Consider the following 24,732-nt stretch of genomic DNA (forward strand, 5'->3'; position numbering starts at 1 on the left):
GACCTGACCTGATCCGAGCCGACCTGAGCTGAGCCCTCAGCCGAGTTGCAGGGTGATGCGGTGGGGTGCGGGGTCGTGCGGTGTGCGGTGCCGGGGCGACGCCATCGACGGTCGTAGGTCGCGGGTTACTGGACCCCGCGGCGGGTCCGGGTGAGAGTGGGGGCATGAAGTTCGCCTTCTCCACTCTCGGTGTTCCCGGTCTGCCCCTTTCCCAGGTGTTGCGGCTCGCGGTCGCGCACGGCTATCACGGCGTGGAGTTGCGCGCCCATCCCGAGGAGCCGGTCCATCCGGGGCTGAGCCCCGACGAGCGGACGGAAACGGCGGCCGCGTTCAAGGCGGCCGGCGTCGAGGTGCTGGGGCTCGCCGGGTACGCGCGGGTCGCCGCGCCGGGGAGCGACGAGGCCGTCATCGAGGAGATCCGCGCCCTCGCCGGTCTCGCCCGCGATCTCGGGGCGCCCTTCGTCCGCGTCTTCCCCGGCGGCGCGGACGGTCAGTCCCCCGACGAGGCCGACGCCGTCGCCGCCCGACGGCTCGCCGTCGCCGCCGAGTTCGCCGCCGACCTCGGCGTGCGCGTCCTGCTGGAGACCCACGACTCCCATCGCACCGGCGCGGACGCCACCCGGGTGCTCGGTCTCGTCGGGCACCGGCAGGTCGGCGCGCTGTGGGACGTGATGCACACCTGGCTGGGCGGCGAGCAGCCGCAGGAGACGTACGCGGCGCTCGCCCCGTACCTCGGCTATGTGCAGGTCAAGGACATCGCGTCGGCCGACGACACCACCCCGCTGGCGCTCGGCGCGGGAGTGCTGCCGCTCGCCGAGTGCGTGGAGGTGCTGACACGCCACGAGTGGGACGGGTGGCTGTGCTGGGAGTACGAGAAGCGCTGGTACGAGGCCGCCGAGCCGCTGGAGGGGCTCCTCGACGCCGGACGCGCGCACCTGGGACGGCTGCTGAACGACTCGGCGTGAGGCCTGGCCGGGGACAGGACCTCCCCGGGCCGGTCGGAGCGCCGTGCCGCGTCCCTCGCGGTGCTCAGCGTTCCGCGTCCTCCGTGACGGTGCTCACCGTGCCGCCTCCGTGACGGGTGCTCACCGTGCCGCCGGCAGGAACCGCGCCACCCGCTGCGCCAGCCGCCGCTCGCAGTCCTGCCATTCGTCGGCCGTGACGGCGAACATCGCGGAGTCACGCAGGAGGCCGTCCTCGCCCGGCGCCCAGGAGCGGGACCAGTTGCGCAGGACGCCCTCGAAGCGGGCGCCTACGCTCGCGATGGCGGCGCGGGAGCGGCTGTTGCGGGCGTCCGTCTTCAGGTCCACCCGGGAGACGCCCCACTGTTCGAAGGCGTGCCGGAAGAGGAGCAGTTTGGACTCGGCGTTGACGCCCGTGCCCTGGGCGGAGCCGGCCAGCCAGGTGTAACCGACTTCCACGGCGTCGAGTCGTTCGTCGGTCCGCCAGGAACGCGGCTCCAGGTACGCGGTCGCGCCGACCGCCTGGCCGGTGGCGAGGGATACCTGTGCGTAGGGCGCGAGCAGGCCGGTGGCCGCGCGGGCGAGCTGGGCGTCGACGTAGTCACCCATCTCGTCCGCGCGCGGGACCCAGGTGAAGGCGTACGTCTTCCGGTTCTCCTCGGCCGCCGCAGCCAGTCCGGCCGCGTGCCGGTGCTGCAGCGGCTCCAGGCGCACCAGCGCGCCCTCGAGCACCGGTCCCTCCAGTGTGAAAGTCACCCCTCGACGTCCTTCCGCAGTGCCTTCGCCAGCTCCCCGAACGCCTCGTGGAAACCGGGGAAAGTCTTGCGGACGCAGCCCGGGTCGTCGAACGAGATTCCGGGGACGCGCAGTCCCGTCACCGCGAAGGACATGACGATGCGGTGGTCGCCGTAGGTCTTGATGTCGGCTCCCGTGGGAGCGCCGCCCCCGCGGGATCCGTCCACGTCGGGCCGGATCTCGATCCAGTCGGGGCCGGTGGCCACCTCGACGCCGAGCCGCCGCAGGTTCTCCGCGCAGGCCTCCAGCCGGTCGCACTCCTTCACGCGCGTGTTCGCCACGTCCTCGATGCGCACCGCGCCGGTGGCGAAGGGGGCGAGTGCGGCGAGGGTCGGCATGGTGTCGGAGATGTCCCGCATGTTGACGGTGACGCCGTGCAGTTCGCCGGTCCCGGCCACGGTGGTGCGGTCCGCGCCGACGTCGACCCGGGCGCCCATCCGCCGCAGCACCTCCACGAAGCCGAGGTCGCCCTGGAGCGCGCCCTCGCCGAGGCCCGGCACGGTCACCTCGCCGCCGGTCAGCGCGGCGGCCGCGAAGAAGTAGCTCGCGGTGGAGGCGTCCGGCTCGATCGCGTAGGTCGTGGCGCGGTAGCCGCCGGGCGGGACGACGTACGTGTTCCCCTCCCGTCCGACCTCCACCCCGAACGCCCGCATCATCGCGAGGGTGATCTCCACGTACGGGACCGAGACCAGGTCGGTGACGGTGATCCGCAGGCCGGTGCGGGTCAGCGGGCCGAGCAGGAGGAGGGCGGTCAGGTACTGGGAGGACTGGCCGGCGTCCAGCACCACCTCGCCGCCCTCGACGCCGGCCGCCCGCACGGTCAGCGGGTGGTGGCCCTCCGCCTCCTCGTGCCGCAGGTCCACGCCCAGGTCGCGCAGGGCGCGGGTGAGCGGGAGGAGGGGGCGGCGGCGCATCTGCGGGGAGGCGTCGAAGCGGTAGACGCCGTGGCCGGCGGCGGCGAGGGCGGGCAGGAAGCGGGCGGTGGTCGCGCCGTCCCGGCAGAAGACGTCGGCCTCGGCGAGCGCCGGTCCCTGCGGCCGGCCGTCGATCTGCCAGGCGTCCGGCGTCCGGCCGACGCGGTAGCCGAGCCGCGTCAGGCCCTCGGCGAACCCCTCGGTGTCGTCGGAGCGGAGCGGGCGCTGGAGCGTGGTGACGCCGTCGGCGGCCGCCGCCAGGAACAGGGCGCGGGCGGTGATGGACTTGGAACCGGGGATGTCGACGAGGACCATGCCCCTCATGATCCCGCGCCGCGCGGCCGCGGTGCCGGTACGTCCACGGGATGGACGAGTGTCGAGACGGTGCCCCGCGGGTGAACGGCCCGGGTGTCCTGCGGGTGAACGGCCCGGGTGTCCTGCGGGTGAACGGCCGGGGTGTCCCGCGGGTGAACAGCCGGGGCGGCGGCGTCGGCGCGTCCTCGTCAATGCACCGATGGCGGGGCCCGCGCGGGTAGCGTGCGCCACCGGTCCCCCACCCGTCACTCCCCCACCGGAAGGAGCGCCGATGCCCTCCAGACGCACCGTCCTCACCGCCGCCGCCGGCGTCACCGCCGCACTCGCCGTCGGCGGTCCCGCGCACGCGGACGATCGCCGGCCGCGTGAGCTCCTCTCCCGTATGACGGTGGAGGAGAAGGTCGGCCAGGTCTTCGTCTCGCGGGTGCACGGCCACTCGGCGACCGCTCCCGACCCGGCCGACGCCGACGCCAACCTCGCCGACTTCGGCGTCCGCACCGGCGCGGAGCTGCTCGCCCGTTACCGGCTCGGTGGTGTCATCTACTTCGCGTGGGCGCACAACACCCGCGCCCCGCAGCAGATCGCGGACCTCTCCGACGGGCTCCAGCGGGCCTCGCTCGGGCAGCCGCGCGGTCTGCCGGTGCTGATCTCCACCGACCAGGAGCACGGCGCGGTCTGCCGGGTGGGCCGGCCTGCCACCCTGTTCCCCGGCGCGATGGCGATCGGCGCGGGCGGTTCCCGTGACGACGCCCGCACCCTGGCCCGGATCGCGGGAACCGAGCTGCGGGCGATGGGCATCCGGCAGAACTACTCCCCCCTCGCCGACGTCAACGTGAACCCGGCCAACCCGGTGATCGGGGTCCGCTCGTTCGGCGCCGACCCGGACGCGGTGGCGGCCCTGGTCGCCGCGGAGGTCGAGGGGTACCGCGCGGCCGGGGTGGCGGCGACCGCCAAGCACTTCCCCGGACACGGGGACACCGCCGTGGACAGCCACACCGGCTTCCCGGTCATCACCCACACCCGGCAGGAGTGGGAGGCGCTGGACGCGGCGCCGTTCCGGGCGGCGATCGCGGCCGGCGTCGACTCCGTGATGACCGCGCACATCGTGGTGCCCTCGCTGGACGCCTCCGGCGACCCGGCCACCCTTTCCCGGCCCGTCGTCACCGGGCTCCTGCGCGAGGAGCTGGGCTACGAGGGCGTCGTAGTCACCGACGCCCTGGACATGGCGGGCGTGCGCACGAAGTACGGCGACGACCGGGTGCCGGTGCTCGCCCTCAAGGCCGGCGTCGACCAGCTGCTCAACCCGCCCCGGCTGGACGTCGCCTGGAACGCCGTCGTGAAGGCCGTCCGGGACGGGGAGCTCACCGTGCGGCGGCTCGACGAGGCGGTGTTGCGCATCCTGCGGCTGAAGGAACGGCTGGGGCTGTTCGACGATCCGTACGCCGGCCCGGCCGGGGTCGCCCGGACCGTCGGCGCCCCGGAGCACCTCGCGGCGGCCGACCTGCTCGCCGAGCGCACGACGACGCTCCTCGTCAACGAGGGCGGGGCACTCCCCCTGTCGCCGCGCTCCCACCCCGGGCTGCTGGTCGTCGGCGCCGATCCCGCCTCCCCCACCGGCACCACGGGCCCGCCCACCGGCGTCCTGGCCGCCGCCCTCACCGCACAGGGCTTCCGCACGACGACGCTGCCCACCGGCACGGCCCCCTCCGCCGAGACGACCGCGCAGGCGGTCGCGGCGGCGGACGGCGTGGCCGCGGTGGTGGTCGCGACCTACAACGTCACGGCGGACAGCGCGCAGAAGACGCTGGTCGAGCGGTTGTCGGCGACCGGCCGGCCGGTGATCGCGGTGGCGGTCCGCAACCCCTACGACGTGGCACACCTGCCGTCCGTCACGGCGTGCCTGGCGACGTACGGCTGGACCGACGTCGAACTGCGGGCCGCCGCACGCGTGATCGCCGGCGCGGTCCGGCCGCAGGGCAAGCTGCCGGTGCCCGTGCAGCGGGCGGACGACCCGGCGCGCGTCCTGTACCCGATCGGGCACGGCCTGACGTACTGAGCCCGGGCCCGGGGTCACCCGGGGACGACGAAGGCCGTGGACGCCCGCTGTCGGCGTCCACGGCACTGCTCGGCATTTCTCAGTCCCGGCTCGGTGACCGGGGCACGCTCACGGGCGCAGCGCGGGCTCCCGTTCCACGTCGCGAACGTCCAGCTTCGCGTCGAACTTCGCGAGCGGCCTGGCCTGGGACACCGCCGGCGCCGGGACGCCCGCCCAGGCCAGGATGCGGGCCGTGGCCAGCGCCTTCTGGTCCGCGACCAGTCCGGCCACGTTCGCGCCGTGGTTCAGGCCGGGGGCGGTGAAGACGTAGCTGTCCTTCGCGCCCTTGCCGAGCCGGAACCGCTCCGAACCCCACGGGTCGTTCTGGCCGTAGACGAAGAGCATGTGGCGGGCGTTGTGCCGCACCCACGTGTCGACGTCCCGCATCGCCCCCGGCTGGAACCGCATCGGGATGTCGCGGGGCACGAAGTTGCGCGGCGGCTGGTAGCCGTAGCGGATGTACTTCTTCTCGATGGCCGGGAAGTGGATCGTGGGGGCGCCGAGCTGGGTGCCCGCCTGGTAGTAGTACGGCGTGTACGTGGCGAGGCCCTGGTCGGCGTAGGCGGAGAAACCGGAGATGGCGTCGACCGACTTCCAGATCTCGTCGTCGGTCGCCGTGGCCGCGTCGGCCGGGATCGACGCGCAGTCGGAGAGCAGGCTGTACTGCCAGAAGCCCCAGACGTAGTCGAGGACGACGGCCTCGTAGGCGCGGTCCAGGCTGCCGACGGTGGTGAAGGTGTAGCCGTTCTCCGCCGCGTCCGCCGCGTACCTGCGCTCCAGGGGCTCCCGGCGCACCAGCGCCTCGCGCTGGACGGCGTTCAGCCGGTCGCGGCACTCCTTGGTGCCGACGGAGGCGAAGAAGCGGTCGTAGGCCGAGTCCTCGTCGTTGACGACGTCGTTGGGGGCGACGTAGGCGACCACGCCGTCCATGTCCCGGGGGTAGAAGCGCTCGTAGTACGTCGCCGTCATGCCGCCCTTGGAGCCGCCCGTGGAGAGCCAGTTCTTCGGGTAGATCTTCTTCAGCGCGGCGAAGACGCGGTGCTGGTCGCCGGCGGCCTGCCAGATGTCCAGCTTGGACCAGTCGGCAGGGGCGGGACGGGACGGGGTGAAGTAACGGTATTCCAGGGAGACCTGGTTGCCGTCCACGATCTGGGTGGGCTCGCGGCGGCCGGGGTTGGTGGAGACGTTGTAGCCGCCGGTGTAGAAGACCGTCGGGCGGCTGACGTCCTTGTGCAGCACCGTGATGCGCTGCTGGAAGGTGCCCTTGGAGGGGTGCCGGTGGTCCACCGGCTGGGTGTAGTTCAGGACGAAGAAGCGGTACCCGGGGTACGGCTTCTCCTCGATCAGGCTGATGCCCGGGACCGCGAGCAGCCGGTCCTTGATGTCGGTGGCCTCCGGCGTGGGGGCGGCGGTCGCCGCTCCCGCCGTGCTCAGCGTGCCTATGAGCACCGTGAGCGCGAGCAGCCATCTGAGCGCCTTGCGCATGCGCGTGCACCCTCCTTGTGAGACAGATGTGCGTCGCCGGAAGCTATCGGAGCAACACGGGTCACACCAGAGGGGGTTGGCGCGTCACGGGTGCGGCGGGGCCGCCGCGCGGGTCAGCGGGGCGGCGAGAAGAGCGAGGTCCGGCCGGCCGCCGCGCGGGTCAGCACAGGAACCAGCCCGACCGGTACGAGCCGCTGCCCACCGCTGCCGTCACCCGCACGCGCCGGTGGCCGGCGTACGTCTTCGCGACCGGCGAACTGCGGGTGTCCTTGCGTGACTTGTGCACGGCGACCAGTCCGCGCGCCTGGACGCTCACCGAGACCAGCCGGTTGACGCCGGGCCACTTCTGGACGGTGACGGCGCAGACCACGCCGCCGTCCCGGTAGAGCAGCACGGAGCCGGTCGAGAAGGACAGGGTGCGCACCTTGCGGCCGGTGCAGGACGAGCCCGCGGTGGCCGCCTGAGCGCTGCCCGGGACGGCGACGGCGAGCACCGCGGCCGCGATCAGCACGGCCAGTGCCGCGGTCAGTCTCCGGACCGCCGCGCTCGCCGTCCTCGCCGCGCTCGCCGTGCCAGGCGTACTCGCCGTTCTCCGTGCGCGTTCCGCACCTGTGCCCACGGTCCCGGCCCCCTCCCGCGTCCCCCGTACGCGACGGCCGGCTGTGCCCCGACTGTGCGCGCGATGTCCGTACTGATGTACGGACGCCCGAGGTGTGCCGATGGTTGCACGACCGTCACCGGGACGCGCTGACCGGCTCCTCGGGCTCGGCCGCGCCGACGAAGGTGCGCCACAGGCGCGCGTAGCGTCCGTCCAGGGCGAGGAGCTCGTCGTGGGTGCCGTCCTCGACGACCCGGCCGTGGTCCATGACCACCACCCGGTCCGCGCGGGCCGCGGTGGTCAGCCGGTGGGCGACGACGAGCGTGGTGCGGCGGCCCGTCAGACGGTCGGTGGCCTGGTTGACCTGGGCCTCCGTCGCCAGGTCGAGGGCGGCCGTGGCCTCGTCGAGGAGCAGGACGTCCGGGTCGACGAGTTCGGCGCGGGCCAGCGCGATCAGCTGGCGCTGTCCGGCGGAGAGGTTGCGGCCGCGCTCGGCGACCTCGTGGAGGTAGCCGCCGTCGAGCGTGGCGATCATCTCGTGCGCGCCGACCGCCCGCGCCGCCGCCTCCACCTCGGCGTCGGAGGCGTCCGGGCGGCCGTAGGCGATCGCGTCGCGGACGGTGCCGGGGAACAGGTACGCCTCCTGCGGGACGACGCCCAGCCGGTGGCGGTACGAGGTCAGGTCGAGGGAGCGCAGGTCCCGGCCGTCCACGGTGACCCGGCCGCCCGTCGGGTCGTAGAACCGGGCCACCAGCTTGACCAGGGTCGACTTGCCGGCACCGGTCTCGCCGACGAACGCGACGGTCTGGCCGGCCGGGATGCGCAGGTCGATCCCGGTGAGGGCCTCCTCCTCCGTGCCGTAGCGGAAGCGGACGTCCTCGAAGGCGATCTCGCCGCTCAGCGAGCGCACCTCGTGCGGCCGGTCGGCGGACCGCGTGGAGGTCGGCTCCCGGAGCAGTTCCTGGATGCGGCCCAGCGAGACGGTCGCCTGCTGGTAGCCGTCGAAGACCTGCGAGAGCTGCTGCACGGGGGCGAAGAACAGGTCGATGTAGAGCAGGTAGGCCACCAGCGCTCCGGTGGTGAGGGTCGCCGCGTCGATCCGTCCCGCGCCCGCGATCAGCACGGCCGCCGCCGCGACCGAGGAGAGCAGCTGCACGAACGGGAAGTAGATCGAAATCAGCCACTGGCCCCGGATGCGCGCCCGGCGGTAGCTGTCGGAGCGCTCCGCGAACCGTGCCGCGCCGTCCCGCTCGCGCCGGAAGGCCTGCACGATCCGCAGCCCGGACACCGACTCCTGGAGGTCGGCGTTGACCGTCGACACCCGCTCGCGGGCCAGCTCGTACGCCTTCACGCTGGCCTTGCGGAAGAAGTAGGTGGCGATGATCAGCGGCGGCAGCGTCGCGAAGACGACCAGCGCCAGCTGCACGTCGATCACCAGCAGGGCGACCATGATGCCGAAGAAGGTGACGACCGAGACGAAGGCGGTGACCAGTCCGGTCTGCAGGAACGTGGACAGGGCGTCGACGTCCGTCGTCATCCTCGTCATGATCCGGCCGGTCAGCTCCCGCTCGTAGTAGTCGAGGCCGAGCCGCTGGAGCTGGGCGAAGATCTTCAGCCGGAGCGTGTAGAGGACGCGTTCGCCGGTGCGTCCGGTCATCCGGATCTCGCCGGTCTGCGCGGCCCACTGCGCCGCCACGGCCAGCAGGGCGAGCAGGGAGGCCGCCCAGACGGCGCCCAGTGCCGCCTGGGACACGCCCTGGTCGATGCCGTGCCGGATCATCACCGGCAGCAGCAGGCCCATCCCGGCGTCGGTGGCGACCAGTGCGAGGCTGACCAGGAGCGGCGCGCCGAAGCCGTGCAGCAGCCTGCGCAGGCCGTACGACGCCTCCGGCCGGACCGCCTGCCGTTCGTCGACGCCGGGGGTGTCGGCGGCCGGGGGCAGCGCCTCGACCTGGGCGAGGAGCTCGGGGGTGGCGGGCGTTCCGGACAGCGCCGTGTCCTTCGGTTCACGGTCGCCGGTCCACAGCCGGGGGGTGACCCCGCGTTCGGCGTCGAACTCGGCGTCCAGCTCGTCGCGGACGGAGGTGTCCTCGCCGGGGGCGGCCGTCTGGGCGTGGCCGGGCGAGACGCCGCCGAGCTCGTCGGGGTCGGTGAGCAGCCGGCGGTAGAGCGCGGAGCGCTCCTGGAGCTCCTCGTGGGTGCCGAGGTCGGCGAGCCGGCCCGCGTCGAGGACGGCGATGCGGTCGGCGAGGCCCAGGGTGGAGCGGCGGTGGGCGATCAGCAGCGTGGTGCGGCCCCGCATGACCTGCCCCAGCGCCTCGTGGATCTCGTGCTCGACGGCCGCGTCCACGGCGGAGGTGGCGTCGTCGAGGACCAGCAGGCGCGGGTCCGAGAGGATCGCGCGGGCGAGCGCGACGCGCTGGCGCTGGCCGCCGGAGAGGGTGAGGCCGTGCTCGCCGACCTTCGTGTCGTAGCCGGCCGGGAGCTCGGCGACGAACCGGTCGGCCTGGGCGGCGCGGGCGGCCTCCTCGATCTGCTCCTGGGTGGCGTCGGGGCGGCCGTAGGCGATGTTGGCGCGGATGGTGTCGGAGAAGAGGAAGGAGTCCTCGGGGACCAGGCCGATCGCGGCCCGCAGCGAGTCGAGGGTGAGCTCGCGCACGTCGTGGCCGCCGATGAGGACCGCGCCCCGGGTGACGTCGTAGAAGCGGGGCAGCAGCAGCGAGACCGTGGACTTGCCGGAGCCGGACGAGCCGACGACGGCGAGGGTCTCGCCGGGGCGGATCTCGAAGCTGAGGCCGTCGAGGACGGGACGGTCGGGGTCGTAGCCGAAGGAGACGTCGTCGAACTCGACGGTCGCCGGGGCGTCCGCGGGGAGCGCCTTGGCGCCGTCCTTCATCGACGGCTCGGTGTCGATGAGTTCCAGGACGCGCTCGGTGCCGGCCCGGGCCTGCTGGCCGACGGTGAGGACCACGGCCAGCATCCGGACCGGGCCGACGAGCTGGGCGAGGTAGGTGGAGAAGGCGACGAAGGTGCCGAGTGTGATGTGGCCGCGCACGGCCAGCCAGCCGCCGAGCGCCAGCATCGCGACCTGGCCGAGGGCGGGCACGGCCTGGAGGGCGGGGGTGTAGGCGGCGTTCAGGCGGATCGTGCGCAGCCGCCCGGCGAAGAGCCGGCGGCCCACCTCGCGGAGCTTCCCGGTCTCCTGCTCCTCCTGCCCGAAGCCCTTCACCACGCGTACGCCGCTGACGGCGCCGTCGACCACGCCGGCCACGGCCGCCGCCTGGGCCTGGGCGTACCAGGTGGCGGGGTGGAGCTTGGTCCGGCTGCGCTTGGCGATGTACGCGAGGGCGGGCGCGACGGCGAGGGCGACCAGGGTGAGCGGGAGCGACAGCCACGCCATGATCACCAGGGAGATCAGGAAGAGCAGCAGGTTCCCGATGGTCATGGGGAGCATGAACAGCAGGCCCTGGATCAGCTGGAGGTCGCTGGTCGCGCGGCCGACGACCTGGCCGGTGGACAGCTCGTCCTGGCGGCGGCCGTCGAGCCGGGTGATCGTCTCGAACATGTCGGTCCGCAGGTCGTGCTGGACGTCCAGGGCGAGACGTCCGCCGTAGTAGCGGCGGACGTAGGTGGAGACGTAGACGAGGACGGCGGCGCCGAGGAGGGCGCCCGCCCAGGGGGCCATGTCACGCGAGTGGTCGCCGATGACGTCGTCGATGATCACCTTGGTGACGAGCGGGACCAGCGCCATGACGGCCATGCCGAGCAGCGAGGAGCCGAGGGCCAGGGCGAGGTCCGCAGGGTGGCGCCGGGCGTATCCCGTCAGCCGTCGTGCCCATCCCCGTTGCTCGCTCACGCCGGTGCCTCCGCTTCCTCGAACTGACCTGATCGCATCTGATCCGCCGGAAGGCACCAACGTCCGGAGGTGCGGATTTCATCCCTCCGCGTGTCTGCGCGTCCATCCTCTCCTCGGCGCACGGGGCGCGCCTGCGGAGACCACGAACGGTCACCGGCCCGTCACCGGGGCATTGCCGCGGTGACGGGCCGAGTGCCCGACGGACGAAATCACGCGCGCGGGCCCGCTCCCGCTCAGGAGGCGGCCAGGTCCTTGTGGACGACCTTGGCGACGCCCTGGATGGTCGCGATGCCGTAGTTCATGGTGCTGTTGCCGTGCGTGAGGACGGTCATCACGTAGTCGTGGCCGCCGCCCTTGAACGTGCCGACGCTGTGCACCCGCCAGCCCTGCGTGGCACGCGACAGCCAGCCGTTCTTGACGTGCCAGGAGACGTTCGCGGGCCGGCCGTACGGGGTGCCCCAGCGCTGCGCGGAGACGACCTTGCCCATCAGGGTGGTGACGTAGGAGCGCGAGGCGTCGGTCAGCACCGTGTTGCGGGCGTGGATCAGCTTGAGCAGCTTCTGCTCGTCGGTGACGGTGATCTGGGTCAGACCCCAGTAGTTGTTCGCGCCGGGCTTGGTCTGGGTCATCTTCGCGGCCGTCAGGAACTTCTTGATCTTCGTCACGCCGAGCTGCTTCCACAGGGTGGAGGTGGAGGCGTTGTCCGACTTGGTGATCATGGCGGTGGCGAGCGACTTCTCCCGGCTGGTCAGCGTACGGCCGCTCCGCTGGGCGTCCCACAGCAACGCCGCCAGGACGGTCACCTTGACCACGCTGGCCGAGTCGTAGGCGGTGGAGGCGCGCAGGGTGCAGGTGGTGTTCGTGGTGCGGTCGTAGAGACCCACGGCGATCGTGCCCTTGCGGCCCACCAGCGCGGCGGTGATGTCCTTCTTCAGCTTGGCGGCGAGAGCGGCCTTGCTCGACGTGCAGGTGACGGTGGGCGTGGCGGCGGAGGCGGGCGCGGCGGTGGCCACGCCGGTGACGAGGACGGCGGCGCCGAGCGCCGTTGCGACCAGTCCCCGTCTGCTTCTTGCGGTCCGGTGAGTCATGACACGTTGACTCACACATCTGACCGATAGTTGTACTCCCGTTCGACGCGCGGGAGTTCGTGACACGTCCGTCGCAGGACGGACACACAGCGCGCACCACGCGGGGAAGTTCGCGCCGCGGCGGAGGCGCTCTCACCGGTTTCTCAGCCGGCCACAGCTGGTCCCCAGGTGGAGCACAGCCCTCGCTCATCGGCCGTGCGCATCGTGCAGTGGTGACATCTGCCACCGATCCCCTGCCCCACCCGACCGTGACTCCCGCCGGGTCCCCCGCCGCGTCCCCGGACCGGTCGCCGCCGGCCGCCTCCGGAACGGTTCCGCCGGCGCCCCCGCCGGAGAAGGCGCCCCGCTGGTCGCTGCCCGCGCTGATCGCGATCCTGGTCCTGGCGGGGGTGCTCTACGGCTGGAACCTGTCCGGCGACAGCCTCAACAGCTTCTACAGCGCCGCCGTCTACAGCGGCACGCAGAGCTGGAAGGCGTGGTTCTTCGGCTCGCTCGACGCCGGGAACTTCCTCACCGTCGACAAACCGCCGTTCGCCCTCATGGTCATGGGCCTGTCCTGCCGGGTCCTCGGCTTCGGCACCTGGCAGATGACGGCCCCGGAGATCGCGGCGGCGCTGGGCACGATCTGGATCCTGCACTCCTCGGTGAAGCGGGCGTTCGGGCATGTCGCGGCGGCCGTCGCGGCGCTGGTGCTCGCGCTGACGCCCATCACCGTCGCCATCAACCGCGACAACAACCCCGACACGATCCTCGTCCTGCTGATGGTGGCGGGCGCCGCGCTCGCCCTGCGCGCCGTGCGCGACGACAGGCTGCTGCCGCTCATCGGCTCCGCGGTCTGCTTCGGCCTCGCCTTCAACACCAAGATGCTCCAGGGCTACATCGCCCTGCCCGCCGTCTTCGCCGTGTACCTGTACGCGTCGAGGCTCGGATGGCGCAGGAAGGCCGTCAACCTGACGCTGGCCGCCGTGGCACTGGCCGTCTCGAGCTTCTGGTGGGCGACGGCCGTCTCGCTCGTGCCGGCCGACGACCGCCCGTACATCGGCGGTTCGACCGACGGCAGCGCCTGGGACCTGATCATGGGCTACAACGGCCTCGGCCGGGTCCTCGGCGGCGAGGGCAACGGCGGGGGCGGCGGGGGCGGGGGCGGCACCTTCGCCGGGACCGCGGGCATCGGCCGGATGTTCAACGACGTCCTCGGCGGCCAGATCTCCTGGCTGATCCCCTTCGCGGGCGTCGCGCTCGTCGGCGGCCTGGTGCGGTGCGGCCGGGCCCCGCGCACCGACGCGACCCGTGCCGCGCTGGTGATGTGGGGCGGCTGGCTCGTGCTGCACTACCTGACCTTCGCCATGGCCGAGGGCACCATGCACCCGTACTACACGACCGCGCTGGCCCCGGGCATCGCGGCGCTGTGCGGGGGCGGCGGCGTCCTGCTGTGGCGCGCCTTCCGCGGCGGCGACGCGCGCTGGTCGTGGGTGCTGCCCTCGGGGCTCGCGATCACCGGCGTCTGGGCGATCGTGCTGCTGCGGCGGGCCACCGGCTGGAACACCTGGCTCTGGCCGGCGGTGGGCGTGGTCATGGTCCTCGCGCTCGTGGGCCTGTTCGTCCTGCGGTCCGCGAACTCGGGCACGAGGCTCCGGCTGCTGGGGGTGTCCGTCGTGGCGGCGCTCGTGGCGGCCCTCGCGGGTCCGACGGCGTACGCCGCCTCGCCCGCCTTCGGCGCCTCCGGCGGCATGATGGGCGGCACCAACCCGACCGCGGGCCCCTCCACCGGCGGCGGCATGGGCGGTCCCGGCGGCGGCCGGGGCGGCTTCGGCGGCGGCGACGGCGGGGGGCCGGGCGGCCAACTGCCGGGCGGCACACAGCAGGGCGGCCAGGCCGGCGGCGAGGCACCCGGCGGCGGCAACGGCCAGATGACGCCGGGCGGCGGCACCGGCGAACTCCCGCAGGGCGGCGACGCGAGCGGCGCACCGGGCCGGCAGGACGGCCGACAGGGCGGCACCGAAGGGGAGTCCCCCGGCGGCTCACAGGGCGGCGCGAACGGCACGGCACCGGGCGGCACGGCGGGCGGTGCGCCCGGCGGCATGGGCGCAGGCATGGGCGGAGGAGGTGGCACGGGCGGCGCCGACAGCGGGCTGGTCTCGTACCTGGAGAAGCACCGGGACGGCGCCACCTGGCTGATCGCGGTGTCCAACTCGCAGAGCGCGGGTCAACTGATCCTGCGCACCGGCAAGCCCGTCATCTCGATGTTCGGCTTCACCGGCTCCGACAACGCGATGACCCTGCCCCGGCTCAAGGAACTGGTGAAGAAGGGCGAGCTGCACTACATCCAGCTCGGCGGCGGTGGCGGCCCCGGCGGCGGCAACAACAGCCTGCTGGCCGAGATCACCGCGTGGGTGCAGAAGAACGGCACGGCGGTGCAGGCGAGCGAGTACGGCGCGACGTCGCCCTCCGAGGCCGGTTCCGAGGCCGGCACCTCCACCACGTCCACCACGTCCACCACCTCCACCGTCTACCGGCTGGACGCCTCCGACGTGGGCTGAGCTGACGGGCACATCCCCAACGGCCTCCGACTCTCCCGTCGGAGGCCGTTTGCGCACGTCAACTCGCGTAGACAAAGGGCAGTTTGCCGGTTCTCGTCATCTGAAAGACATGTCAGATTCATTGCCATGGCCGCATGTGCATGTCACTCTCCCGATTGCCGCCTTCAATCAACCCGCGTAGATCGGACACCCCACATGCTGGCGACACGCATACGCCGATGGAAGTCGGTGGCGCTTGCCACCACTGCCGTCCTGGTCGGCATCACCGCCCCCACGCTCACCGCGTCCCCCGCCGCGGCGACCACGACGGCCTACGACTCGACGTACTACAAGAACGCGGTCGGCAAGACGGGCACGAGCCTGAAATCCTCCCTGCACACGATCATCAGCGCCAACGTCTCGAAGATCTCGTACTCCGCGGTCTGGAACGCCCTGAAGGTCACCGACCAGGACCCGAACAACAGCAGCAACGTGATCCTGCTGTACAGCGGCGTCTCACGCAGCAAGTCCCTCAACGGGGGCGACGTCGGGGACTGGAACCGCGAGCACGTCTGGGCCAAGTCGCACGGCGACTTCGGCGAGGTGACCGGTCCCGGCACGGACCTGCACCACCTGCGTCCGGCGGACGTGACGGTCAACAGCATCCGCGGCAACAAGGACTTCGACAACGGCGGCAGCACCGTCTCGGGCGGCGGAGGCAGCCTCACCGACTCCGACTCCTTCGAGCCGCGTGACGCCGACAAGGGCGATGTGGCCCGCATGATCCTCTACATGGCGGTCCGCTACGACGGCGGCGACGGCTTCGCCGACCTGGAGCCCAACGAGAAGGTCAACAACGGCAGCAACCCGTACATCGGCAAGCTCTCCGTGCTCAAGCAGTGGAACGACGAGGACCCGCCGAGCGCCTTCGAGGAGAAGCGCAACCAGACCATCTACGACACCTACCAGCACAACCGCAACCCGTTCATCGACCACCCGGAGTGGGTCGAGGCGATCTGGTAGGACCGCGGGACGAACGCGCGGAGGGGCTGAACCTCCCTTGACGACCAGGGAGGTTCAGTCCCTTTCGGCGTCCTCGCGGGGCTCCCCGTGCCAGCGCCACCGGGTGAGACGCGCGCGCCCGGGTACCTCACCCCGGCCGGTCGCCCACAGCAGGGTGGGCCACGGGCCGGTGTCGGTCGGGGCGTCCGGGAAGAGCCGCGCCAGCACCCGTTCGCACAGCCCGGCGTCCGGCTCCCACCGCACCCCGAGCCCCTCGGCGACGTCGTGCAGGTGCACCAGCGTCTCGACGACGCCCATGGCGGCGAAGCCCTCGGGGTCGGAGGCGCCGAAGACATGGTGCGACCTGACGTCCGGCGCGGCGGTGCGCACCATGGCCGTCAGCAGAGCGCCGCTCGCCTCCAGCACCTGCACTAGTCCGGCGGCTCCGGCGGCGCGGTCGGCGAAGACGACGTTGGCCGGTCCGCCGGGCCTTTGCGGGCTCCAGACGAAGGGCACGTCCCGGTCCGACGGCGGCTGCTCGGGCCCCAGTTGGGCGGCATAGGCGAAGAGATCGTCGGCGAGGTGCTCGACGGTCTCCCAGCAACTCCACTCCAGGGAACCGGCCCTGACGTCCCAGTCGGCCTCCCGCGCCCCGCGCAGCACGGCCGCCGCCGCGCGGACCGCGTCCCGCACGTCGTCAGCGGTGACAGGGCCGGGCTGGGCGCCGGGGCGGATGCCGGGACCGGGGCGGATGCCGGGACCGGGTGATCCGGGTGTTTCAGACATGCCGGGACGGTATCAACGGCCGTCGCCGGTCCCAGTGTGCGTCGGCGCGAACATGCGCAGCACCGTCGGGAGCACGACCACCGACGGGCCGGGGTCGGACAGGGCCTTCGCCAGGTCGGCCGCCAGGGTGTCCGGGGACGTCCGCACGCCTGGGACGCCGAAGGACTTTGCCAGTGCCACGTAGTCCGGGCGGGTCAGCTCGGTGCCGGCAGCCGCGCCGAAGGAGTCCGTCATGTACTCGCGCAGGATGCCGTAGCCGCCGTCGTCGACGATCAGCCAGGTGACGTTCAGGTCGTGCTGGCGGGCCGTGGCCAGCTCGGCGGCCGAGTACAGGGCGCCGCCGTCACCCGACACCGCGAGCACCGGCCGGGTCGGGTCGGCCACCGCCGCGCCCAGCGCCGCGGGGAAGGCATAGCCGAGACCGCCGGCGCCCTGCGCGGAGTGCAGGCGGTTGGGGCCCTTGGCGTCGAACGCCGACCAGGCCCAGTAGGCGAGGATCGTCATGTCCCAGAAGGACGGGGAGTCGGACGGCAGCGCCCTGCGCACCGACGCCAGCACCTCCTGCTCCAGGGTGAGGTCCTGGGCGGCGATGCGGTCGGCGACCTTCGCGAGCAGGTCCCGTACCCGGTCGGGCGCGGTCTCGTCCTGCCGGGTCTGCACCGTCTCCAGGAGCGCCTGCAACGCGAGGCGGGCGTCCGCGTGGATGCCCAGCGCCGGGTGGTTGGACTCCAGTTTGCCGAGGTCGGCCTCGATCTGGACGACGCGGCCCCGGGGCTTGAACGTGTGGTAGTTCGACGACAGTTCGCCGAGACCAGAGCCGACCACCAGCAGGACGTCCGCGTCCTCCAGGAAGTCCGTGGTGTGGCGGTCCTCCAGCCATGACTGGAGGGAGAGGGGGTGGGTCCAGGGGAAGGCGCCCTTGCCGCCCGGGGTGGTGACGACCGGCGCGTCGAGCCGCTCCGCGAGCTGTCGGAGTTTGCCCGACGCGTCCGCCCGCACCACTCCGCCGCCGGCGATGATCGCCGGGCGCTCGGCACGCGACAGCAGGTCGGCGGCCAGGGCGGTCAGTTCGGGGCGTGGCGGCAGTTCGTCGGGGAACGCGTCGCCGCCCGTCACGACCGGGATCGACGTCGGTGCCAGCAGCACGTCCTGCGGGATCTCCACCCACACCGGGCCGTGCGGGACCGTCAGCGCGGACTTCCAGGCCGCCTCGATCGCCGACGGGATCTGCGACGCCGTGCGGGCCTGGTGGACGGACTTCACGACGCCCCTGAACGAGGCCGCCTGGTCCGGGAGTTCGTGCAGATAGCCGCGCCGGCCGCCGCCCAGTCCGGCCGTCGGGACCTGGCTGCTGATCGCCAGGACCGGGGCGGAGGCCGCCGCGGCCTCGTGGAGCGCGGCGAGGGAGGTGAGCGCGCCCGGGCCCGTCGACAGCAGCAGCGGGGCCGCCTCCCCGGTGATCCGGCCGTACGCGTCCGCCGCGAACCCCGCGTTGTTCTCCATCCGCAGCCCGACGTAACGCAGCGAGGAGCGGCGCAGGGCGTCGAAGACGGCGAGCGCGTGCTGGCCGGGCAGGCCGAACACCGTCGTCGCGCCGAGCCCGGCCAGGGTCTCCACGACCAGGTCTCCGCCGGTGCGGCCGGGGGGAGGGTTCAGTGCGGCCTCCGTCTGCGCGGCGGTCGGGCGGAGCACCAGGTCGTGGTCGTGGGTCACTTGCCCTCGTTCTCCTTGCGGGCCTCGGCGATCTGGCGGGACATGATCGTGGTCAGTTCGTACGCCGTGTGGGACGCGGCCACCGACGTGATCTCCGCGTGATCGTACGCGGGGGCCACCTCGACGACGTCCGCCGAGACCAGGTGGCAGGAGGCCAGGCCGCGCAGGATCTCCAGGAGCTCGCGGGAGGTCATGCCGCCCGCCTCCGGGGTGCCGGTGCCGGGCGCGTGCGCCGGGTCGAGGCAGTCGATGTCGATGGAGATGTAGAGCGGGCGGTCGCCGATGCGCTGCCGCAGCTGGTCGGCGATCTCGTCGGCGCCGCGCCGGTAGACGTCCGCCGACGTGACGATGCCGAAGCCCATCTTCTCGTCGTCGGTGAGGTCCTGCTTGCCGTACAGGGGGCCGCGGGTGCCGACGTGGGACAGCGCCTCGGTGTCGAGGACGCCCTCCTCCACGGCCCGGCGGAACGGCGTGCCGTGCGTGTACTCCGCGCCGAAGTAGGTGTCCCAGGTGTCGAGGTGGGCGTCGAAGTGGAGCAGGGCCACGGGACCGTGCTTCTTCGCGACCGAGCGCAGCAGCGGGAGCGCGATGGTGTGGTCGCCGCCCAGGGTCATCAGGCGGGCGCCGGTGCCCAGCAGGTCGTCGGCGGCCGCCTCGATCGTCTCCACGGCCTCGTGGATGTCGAACGGGTTCACCGCGATGTCGCCGCCGTCCGCGACCTGGGCGAGGGCGAACGGGGAGGCGTCCTGCGCCGGGTTGTACGGCCGCAGCAGCCGGGACGCCTCACGGATCGCGTTGCCGCCGAAGCGGGCGCCGGGCCGGTAGGAGACGCCCGAGTCGAACGGCACGCCCACGACGGCGACGTCGGCGCGGCCGACCTCGTCGAGGCGGGGCAGCCGGGCGAAGGTCGCGGGCCCGGCGTAGCGCGGGATGCGGGAGGAGTCGACGGGGCCGCGGGGCGTCTCGTTGCCGTCCATGGTCGTATGCCTTCTTTCTCACGCTTCGCCGCGTATGCACTGCTTCTCGTCCGACCCTACGGGGGTCGGACCGGGGGTCTCCCGTCGACCCTAGGCAGCCGGACGGCGGCTGCGAAGTGTACGTTTCCTCCATCGACGGGCCCTGGAGTGGAGGAAACGCACATGATGTCATCGGGTCCGCCGGCCGTACCGCCCACACCGCCCGTGCCCCTCGCCGCCCTGCTGGCCCGCGAGGATCTCGGCCTGCGGCAGATCGCCGGGCCGGCCGACGCCGGCACGGTCCTGCACGGGGCGCACTCCTCGGAGATGGCCGACCCGTACCCGTACCTGCTGGGCGGCGACCTGTTGCTGACGGCCGGGGTGCACATCCCGGGGACGGCCGGGCCGCCGACACCAGGATCTGAAACGGCAGACCCGGGGACGGCGAGCCGGGAGGCGGCCGCGGTGGGGACGCACGTCGACGACTACGTCTCGCGGGTCGTGGCGGCGGGCGGCGCGGCCCTGGGCTTCGGCGTCGCGCCGGTGCACGACACGGTGCCGCCGGCACTGGTCGCCGCGTGCGAGGCGCACGGGCTGCCGCTCCTGGAGGTGCCCCCGCAGACGACCTTCGCGGCCGTCGCCCGTGCCGTCTGGCAGCTGATCGAACGCGCCCGCACGGCCGAACTGCGCCGGGTGACCGAGGCCCAGCAGAGCCTCGCGGCCGCCGCGTCCCGCCCGGACCCGGTCCCGTCCGTGCTGCGGCAGCTCGCCCGGCGGATCGGCGGCCGCGCGGTGCTGTACGGCCCGGAGGGCGCGGAGATCGCCGGGGCGGGCAGTCCGTCCGAGGCGGACGGCCCGCTCGCCGCACTCGCCCGCCTGCTCCTCTCCCGCGCCGCCGCCACCGCGGCCCCTGCCGCGTCCTCGGCGACCCCTCCCGCCACCGCCGGCGACACCACCGCGGCCGGAGTCCACCTCTCCGCGTACGCGCTCGGCGCCGGACGGGGCTTCGTGCTGGGCGTGGCCGCTGCCCGGCGCAGCCCCGGCGACCACACCATCGCCTCCGTCGCCGCCGTGCTGCTCTCCCTGCTCACCGGCGAGCAGCAGAGCGGGTCGGGCGCGGCGCGCTCGTCGGCACTCGTGCGGCTGCTGCTGGGCGGGGCGCCCGAGGAGGTGGCGCCCCTGCTGGGCGGGGAGCGGTGGCTCGTGGTGCACGGGCGGCCGCACGGCGAACGGACGCCCGACCCGGTGGCGGCCTCCGCGCTCGGCGCCGGACTCGGCTCCCCGCTGGTCGATCTCGGCGCGGACGTCGTACGGGTCCTCGTACCGGCCGGCCGGCCGCCGCGGCCGCAGCCGGGCTGGGTCCTCGGCGTCAGCGCGGACGCCGACCCGGCCGGCTGGCCGGCCGCCGACGCGCAGGCGGCCCGCGCGCTGGCCCGCGCCCTGGCCACCCGCACGGCCCTGGTGCGCCACGGCCCGGGGGCCGGCCTGCTGGACCTGGTACCCGCGGACGAGGCCCGGGACCACGCGCGCACGCTCCTCGCCCCGGTCGCCGGGAGAGCCGCCCTCGTCGAGACGCTGCGCGCCTGGCTCTCCCTGCACGGCAGTTGGGACCGGACGGCCGTCGCGCTGGCCGTGCACCGCAACACCGTGCGGCAGCGGATCGCCCGCTGCGCGGCACTGCTCGACGCCGACCTGGACGATCCCGACGTCCGGATGGAGCTGTGGTTCGCGCTGAAACAGGACTGACCAGGAGCGACCAGGAGCGACCAGGGCCGACCAGAGGCCCGCACCGGGGGCGTGACGCGTGTCCCAGCGCCCGGAACAGCCAGGACGCCCACAGCCCGCTGCCCCACAATGGAGCCATGCCGATATCCGCGACGCCCAGCCGCGTCGAACTCGTCGACCACCTCGTCAGAACCCGTATCGCCGGGGACGTCGCCACCCCGCGCGAGAACAACCTCTCGCACTACCGCCAACTCGCCAACGGCGTGCGCAACTTCTGGCTGGGCCTGGAACTCGGCGACCGCTGGACCGACGAGCAGGACGTGCTGGCGGTGATGGCGGAGCGGGTGGGCGTCAACGACGATCCCGAGTACCGCTACGGCCAGGACACCATCGACCCCGAGCTGACGGTCGACGGCCTGAACCGGATGGCGGCCCGGCTGCGCAAGGCGGCCGAGGGCCGGCAGCGGGTGCTGTTCGCCACCGGCCACCCGGGCGGCCTGCTGGACGTGCACCGCGCGACCGCCGCCGCCCTGCGCGCGGCGGGCTGCGAGATCGTGGTCATCCCCCCGGGGCTGCAGACCGACGAGGGGTACGTCTGGCAGGTGGCCGACGTGGCGGTGCTCGAGCACGGGGCGACCCTGTGGCACACCCATTCGGGCGAGCCGATGAAGGCCGTCCTGACGGCGCTGGAGCGCGCGGGGCGCCCGCTGCCCGACCTGGTCGTCGCCGACCACGGCTGGGCGGGCTACGCCGGCCGGCACGGCGTGGACTCCGTCGGCTACGCCGACTGCAACGACCCGGCGCTGTTCATCGGCGAGGCCGAGGGCGTCGTCCAGGTGGCCGTCCCCCTGGACGACCACGTCGTCAGCCCGCGCCACTACGACCCGATGGTCGCCTACCTGCTCGCGGAGGCGGGCCTGTAGGACGGACGGAGGTTACGGACGGGGGTCCAGGACAGGAAGCTCAGTCCGCCCGGGGGACGCGGACCACGCCCTCCTGGATCACCGACACCGCGAGCCGGCCGTCCTGCGTGTAGATGCGGGCCTGGCCGAGGCCGCGACCACCTTGCGCCGAGGGCGACTCCTGGTCGTACAGGAGCCACTCGTCGGCGCGGAACGGGCGGTGGAACCACATCGCGTGGTCCAGAGACGCCCCCACCACGTCTCCCACGGCCCAGCCGCCGCGCCCGTGCGCGAGCAGCACCGAGTCGAGCAGGGTCATGTCGGAGACGTAGGTGGCGAGGACGACGTGCAGCAGAGGGTCGTCGGCCAGCTTGCCGTTGGTGCGGAACCACACCTGGGAGTGCGGTTCGCGGGGCTCGCCGAACTTCCCGTACGGCGGCTCGTCGACATAGCGCAGGTCGATCGCCTCGCGGGCCTCCAGGAACCGCTCGACGACCGCCGGGTCGAGGTGGTCGTACCCGCGCAGCCGCTCCTCGGAGGTGGGCAGCGTCACCGGGTCCGGCGAGGCCGGCATCGGCGCCTGGTGGTCGAGGCCCTCCTCGTACGCCTGGAAGGACGCCGACAAGGAGAAGATCGGCCGGCCGTGCTGGACGGCGACGACCCGGCGGGTGGTGAAGGAACGGCCGTCACGGATGCGCTCGACGTCGTAGACGATGGGCGCGCCGGGGTCCCCCGCACGCAGGAAGTACGCGTGGAGGGAGTGCGCGGGACGGTCCCGCGGGACCGTCCGCCCGGCGGCGACCAGCGCCTGGGCCGCCACCTGTCCGCCGAACACGCGCGGGACGACGGCGGACCGGGACCGGCCGCGGAAGATGTTCTCCTCGATCTGCTCCAGGTCGAGCAGATCGAGGAGATCCTGCAGTGCGTGGCTCATGGCGTCCAGTGTGTACCGGGCAGTAGGTGCCGGACCGGTGGCGGGGAGGGACCGGGACCTTACTGGCCCATGTCCTTGGCGATGATCGACTTCATGATCTCGCTGGTGCCGCCGTAGATGCGGTTGACGCGGTTGTCCGCGTACAGGCGGGCGATCGGGTACTCGTTCATGAAGCCGTAGCCGCCGTGCAGCTGGAGGCAGCGGTCGATCACCCGGTGGGCGACCTCGGTGCAGAACAGCTTGGCGCTGGCGGCCTCGGCCGGCGTCAGCTCGCCGGCGTCCAGCGCCTCCGTGGCGCGGTCGGCGACGGCCTCGGCCGCGTCCACCTCGGCCTGGCAGGCGGCCAGCTCGAACTTGGTGTTCTGGAAGTGCGCGACCGGCTTGCCGAAGACGGTGCGCTCCTGCACGTACTGCTTGGCGAACCGGACGGCGGCCTTGGCCTGCGCGTACGCGCCGTAGGCGATGCCCCAGCGCTCGGAGGCCAGGTTGTGGCCGAGGTAGGAGAAGCCCTTGTTCTCCTCGCCGAGGAGGTTCTCGACGGGCACCTTGACGTCGACGAACGCCAGCTCGGCGGTGTCGGAGGTCTTCAGGCCCAGCTTGTCCAGCTTGCGGCCGACCGAGTAGCCCTCGGACTTGGTGTCCACCACGAGGAGGGATATGCCGTGCCGGCGGTCGTCGGCGCGGGGCGCGTCGGTCCGGGCGCAGACGATCATCTGGTCGGCGTGGACGCCGCCGGTGATGAAGGTCTTGGAGCCGTTGAGGACGTAGTGCGTGCCGTCCTCGCTCAGCTTGGCGGTGGTCTTCATGCCCGCGAGGTCGGAGCCGGTGCCCGGCTCGGTCATCGCGATCGCCCACATCTCCTCGCCGGAGACGAACTTCGGCAGGTACCGCTTCTTCTGCTCGTCGGTGGCGAGCAGCTTGATGTACGGCAGACCGAGCAGCACGTGCACACCGGAGCCGCCGAACGTGATGCCCGCGCGGGCCGTCTCCTCGTACAGGACGGCCTCGAACTTGTACGAGTCGATGCCGGCGCCGCCGTACTCCTCGTCCACGCGGATGCCGAAGACGCCCAGCTCGGCGAGCTTGTAGTAGAAGTCGCGCGGCGCCTGGCCGGCCGCGAACCACTCGTCGTAGACCGGGACGACCTCGGCCTCGATGAAGGCCCGGAGGGTCTCCCGGAACGCCTCGTGGTCCTCGTTGAACACCGTACGGCGCACCGCCGGCCCCTCTCTGCGCCTAAGCCGGCGCCGCTCTCGCGGATGTGGTTGCTCGCCGTGGGGGTTCCTCAAGCGATGGTTGCGGCCCCTTGTGGCTAAGCGCTCGCTCAGGACCAACCGTACCGGCGGGTAGAGAGAGGCGTCCAGACCCTTCGAGGCCCGACGCCCGTAACGCTCGTCACTCCGCCGCCGCCGCCGCGAACGCGCCGCGGGCCATGCGGTGCAGCAGCTCGGCCGTGGCCGCGCGGCCGGGGAGGGAGGCCGGGCGGCCGAGGTGCGGGGTGGAGTTCAGCAGGCCGAAGACCGAGTGGACGGCGGCGCGGGCCGCGGGCTCGGCGAGGTCCGGGTACAGCGCGCGCAGCGCCTCCACCCACAGCTCGACGTACTGCCGCTGGAGCTGGCGGACCAGCTTGCGGTCGCTGTCGCGCAGGCGGTCCAGCTCCCGGTCGTGCAGGGTGATCAGGGGGCGGTCGTCGATCGCGAAGTCGATGTGCCCCTCGATGAGCGAGTCGAGGACAGCCTCCGCCCGATCGTCGTCCATCCCCGCCCGGTCGGTGTCGGCCTCGGCCAGGCGGCGTCTGGCGCCGGTCAGCAGTTGCCCGCTGATGCCCACGAGCAGTTCCGCGAGCATCGCGTCCTTGCCGGGGAAGTGCCGGTACAGGCCGGGGCCGCTGATGCCGACCGCGGCGCCTATCTCGTCGACCCCGACGCCGTGGAAGCCGCGCTCGGCGAACAGCCGCGCGGCCTCCCTGAGGATCTGCTCGCGCCGGGTGGGGGCGTCGGTTCTGGTGGCCATGGGAGCAATTCTAGACAGGGAGGTTAGCGGTCGTTAACCTGGAGGAAATGGTTAACGCTCATTAACAGTCGATC

General features: G+C 73.0%; 18 protein-coding genes. 6 read left to right on the plus strand and 12 right to left on the minus strand.

The features are described from left to right. Positions 1–164: 164 nt before the first annotated feature. Entirely contained in the window at positions 165–965 is an 801-nt protein-coding gene (locus QF032_RS14780; protein ID WP_306952182.1) for a sugar phosphate isomerase/epimerase family protein, read from the plus strand. 120 nt (positions 966–1,085) lie between these two features. On the opposite strand, the gene QF032_RS14785 is transcribed toward QF032_RS14780, so the two are convergent. Further along, positions 1,086–1,718, minus strand: coding sequence for a GNAT family N-acetyltransferase (locus tag QF032_RS14785; protein WP_307043136.1), 633 nt, complete (start codon positions 1,716–1,718; stop codon positions 1,086–1,088). After that, complete coding sequence (gene aroA, locus QF032_RS14790; protein ID WP_307056191.1) at positions 1,715–2,986, minus strand: 3-phosphoshikimate 1-carboxyvinyltransferase; 1,272 nt, start codon at positions 2,984–2,986, stop codon at positions 1,715–1,717. The genes QF032_RS14785 and aroA overlap by 4 nt, the downstream gene beginning before the upstream one ends. Positions 2,987–3,257: 271 nt before the next feature. Between aroA and QF032_RS14795 the strand changes: the two genes are divergently transcribed. Beyond that, positions 3,258–5,042, plus strand: coding sequence for a glycoside hydrolase family 3 protein (locus QF032_RS14795; protein ID WP_307056192.1), 1,785 nt, complete (start codon positions 3,258–3,260; stop codon positions 5,040–5,042). A gap of 108 nt (positions 5,043–5,150) precedes the next feature. On the opposite strand, the gene QF032_RS14800 is transcribed toward QF032_RS14795, so the two are convergent. The 4 genes from QF032_RS14800 to QF032_RS14815 form a co-directional block, all read right to left on the minus strand. After that, positions 5,151–6,566 (minus strand): S28 family serine protease, encoded by a 1,416-nt coding sequence (locus QF032_RS14800; protein ID WP_307043142.1) that lies wholly within the window; start codon positions 6,564–6,566, stop codon positions 5,151–5,153. A gap of 160 nt (positions 6,567–6,726) precedes the next feature. Further along, the gene (locus QF032_RS14805) at positions 6,727–7,185 is read right to left on the minus strand and encodes a hypothetical protein (protein ID WP_373430341.1); all 459 of its coding nucleotides are present in this window, start codon (positions 7,183–7,185) and stop codon (positions 6,727–6,729) included. A gap of 115 nt (positions 7,186–7,300) precedes the next feature. Next, on the minus strand, positions 7,301–11,020 hold the full coding sequence (locus QF032_RS14810; protein ID WP_307056193.1) for an ABC transporter ATP-binding protein: 3,720 nt from the start codon (positions 11,018–11,020) through the stop codon (positions 7,301–7,303). A 233-nt stretch (positions 11,021–11,253) separates the two neighbouring features. Further along, positions 11,254–12,108 carry a serine hydrolase gene (locus tag QF032_RS14815; protein WP_307056194.1) on the minus strand — a complete coding sequence of 285 codons (855 nt, stop codon included), beginning with the start codon at positions 12,106–12,108 and terminating at the stop codon, positions 11,254–11,256. 212 nt (positions 12,109–12,320) lie between these two features. Here QF032_RS14815 and QF032_RS14820 point away from each other — a divergent pair, with 212 nt between their 5' ends. After that, positions 12,321–14,648 (plus strand): glycosyltransferase family 39 protein, encoded by a 2,328-nt coding sequence (locus QF032_RS14820; RefSeq protein WP_307056195.1) that lies wholly within the window; start codon positions 12,321–12,323, stop codon positions 14,646–14,648. A 195-nt stretch (positions 14,649–14,843) separates the two neighbouring features. After that, complete coding sequence (locus tag QF032_RS14825; RefSeq protein WP_306952173.1) at positions 14,844–15,650, plus strand: endonuclease I family protein; 807 nt, start codon at positions 14,844–14,846, stop codon at positions 15,648–15,650. A gap of 54 nt (positions 15,651–15,704) precedes the next feature. Here the strand turns inward: QF032_RS14825 and QF032_RS14830 are convergent, their stop codons facing one another. From QF032_RS14830 to speB, 3 genes are read right to left on the minus strand one after another with little or no spacing between them, the layout of a single operon-like run. After that, complete coding sequence (locus QF032_RS14830) at positions 15,705–16,415, minus strand: DinB family protein (RefSeq protein ID WP_307056196.1); 711 nt, start codon at positions 16,413–16,415, stop codon at positions 15,705–15,707. Positions 16,416–16,427: 12 nt separating this feature from the next. Then, on the minus strand, positions 16,428–18,128 hold the full coding sequence (locus QF032_RS14835; protein WP_307043150.1) for a thiamine pyrophosphate-binding protein: 1,701 nt from the start codon (positions 18,126–18,128) through the stop codon (positions 16,428–16,430). Next, on the minus strand, positions 18,125–19,105 hold the full coding sequence (speB, locus tag QF032_RS14840) for an agmatinase (RefSeq protein ID WP_307043152.1): 981 nt from the start codon (positions 19,103–19,105) through the stop codon (positions 18,125–18,127). Before speB ends, QF032_RS14835 begins: the two co-directional genes overlap by 4 nt. 162 nt (positions 19,106–19,267) lie before the next feature. On the opposite strand from speB, the gene QF032_RS14845 reads away from it, so the two are divergent. Both QF032_RS14845 and QF032_RS14850 read left to right on the plus strand, forming a co-directional pair. Then, positions 19,268–20,830, plus strand: coding sequence for a PucR family transcriptional regulator (locus tag QF032_RS14845; protein WP_307056197.1), 1,563 nt, complete (start codon positions 19,268–19,270; stop codon positions 20,828–20,830). 116 nt (positions 20,831–20,946) lie between these two features. Next, positions 20,947–21,732, plus strand: a complete 786-nt coding sequence (locus tag QF032_RS14850) for a phosphatase (protein WP_057574841.1) — start codon at positions 20,947–20,949, stop codon at positions 21,730–21,732. A 40-nt stretch (positions 21,733–21,772) separates the two neighbouring features. Here the strand turns inward: QF032_RS14850 and tesB are convergent, their stop codons facing one another. The 3 genes from tesB to QF032_RS14865 form a co-directional block, all read right to left on the minus strand. Then, positions 21,773–22,645, minus strand: a complete 873-nt coding sequence (tesB, locus tag QF032_RS14855; protein WP_307043156.1) for an acyl-CoA thioesterase II — start codon at positions 22,643–22,645, stop codon at positions 21,773–21,775. Positions 22,646–22,704: 59 nt separating this feature from the next. After that, on the minus strand, positions 22,705–23,862 hold the full coding sequence (locus QF032_RS14860; protein ID WP_307056198.1) for an acyl-CoA dehydrogenase family protein: 1,158 nt from the start codon (positions 23,860–23,862) through the stop codon (positions 22,705–22,707). A 178-nt stretch (positions 23,863–24,040) separates the two neighbouring features. Further along, positions 24,041–24,658, minus strand: coding sequence for an SACE_7040 family transcriptional regulator (locus tag QF032_RS14865; protein ID WP_307043158.1), 618 nt, complete (start codon positions 24,656–24,658; stop codon positions 24,041–24,043). Positions 24,659–24,732 lie beyond the last annotated feature (74 nt).

This window comes from Streptomyces achromogenes, assembly GCF_030816715.1.
Taxonomy (GTDB): domain Bacteria; phylum Actinomycetota; class Actinomycetes; order Streptomycetales; family Streptomycetaceae; genus Streptomyces; species Streptomyces achromogenes_A.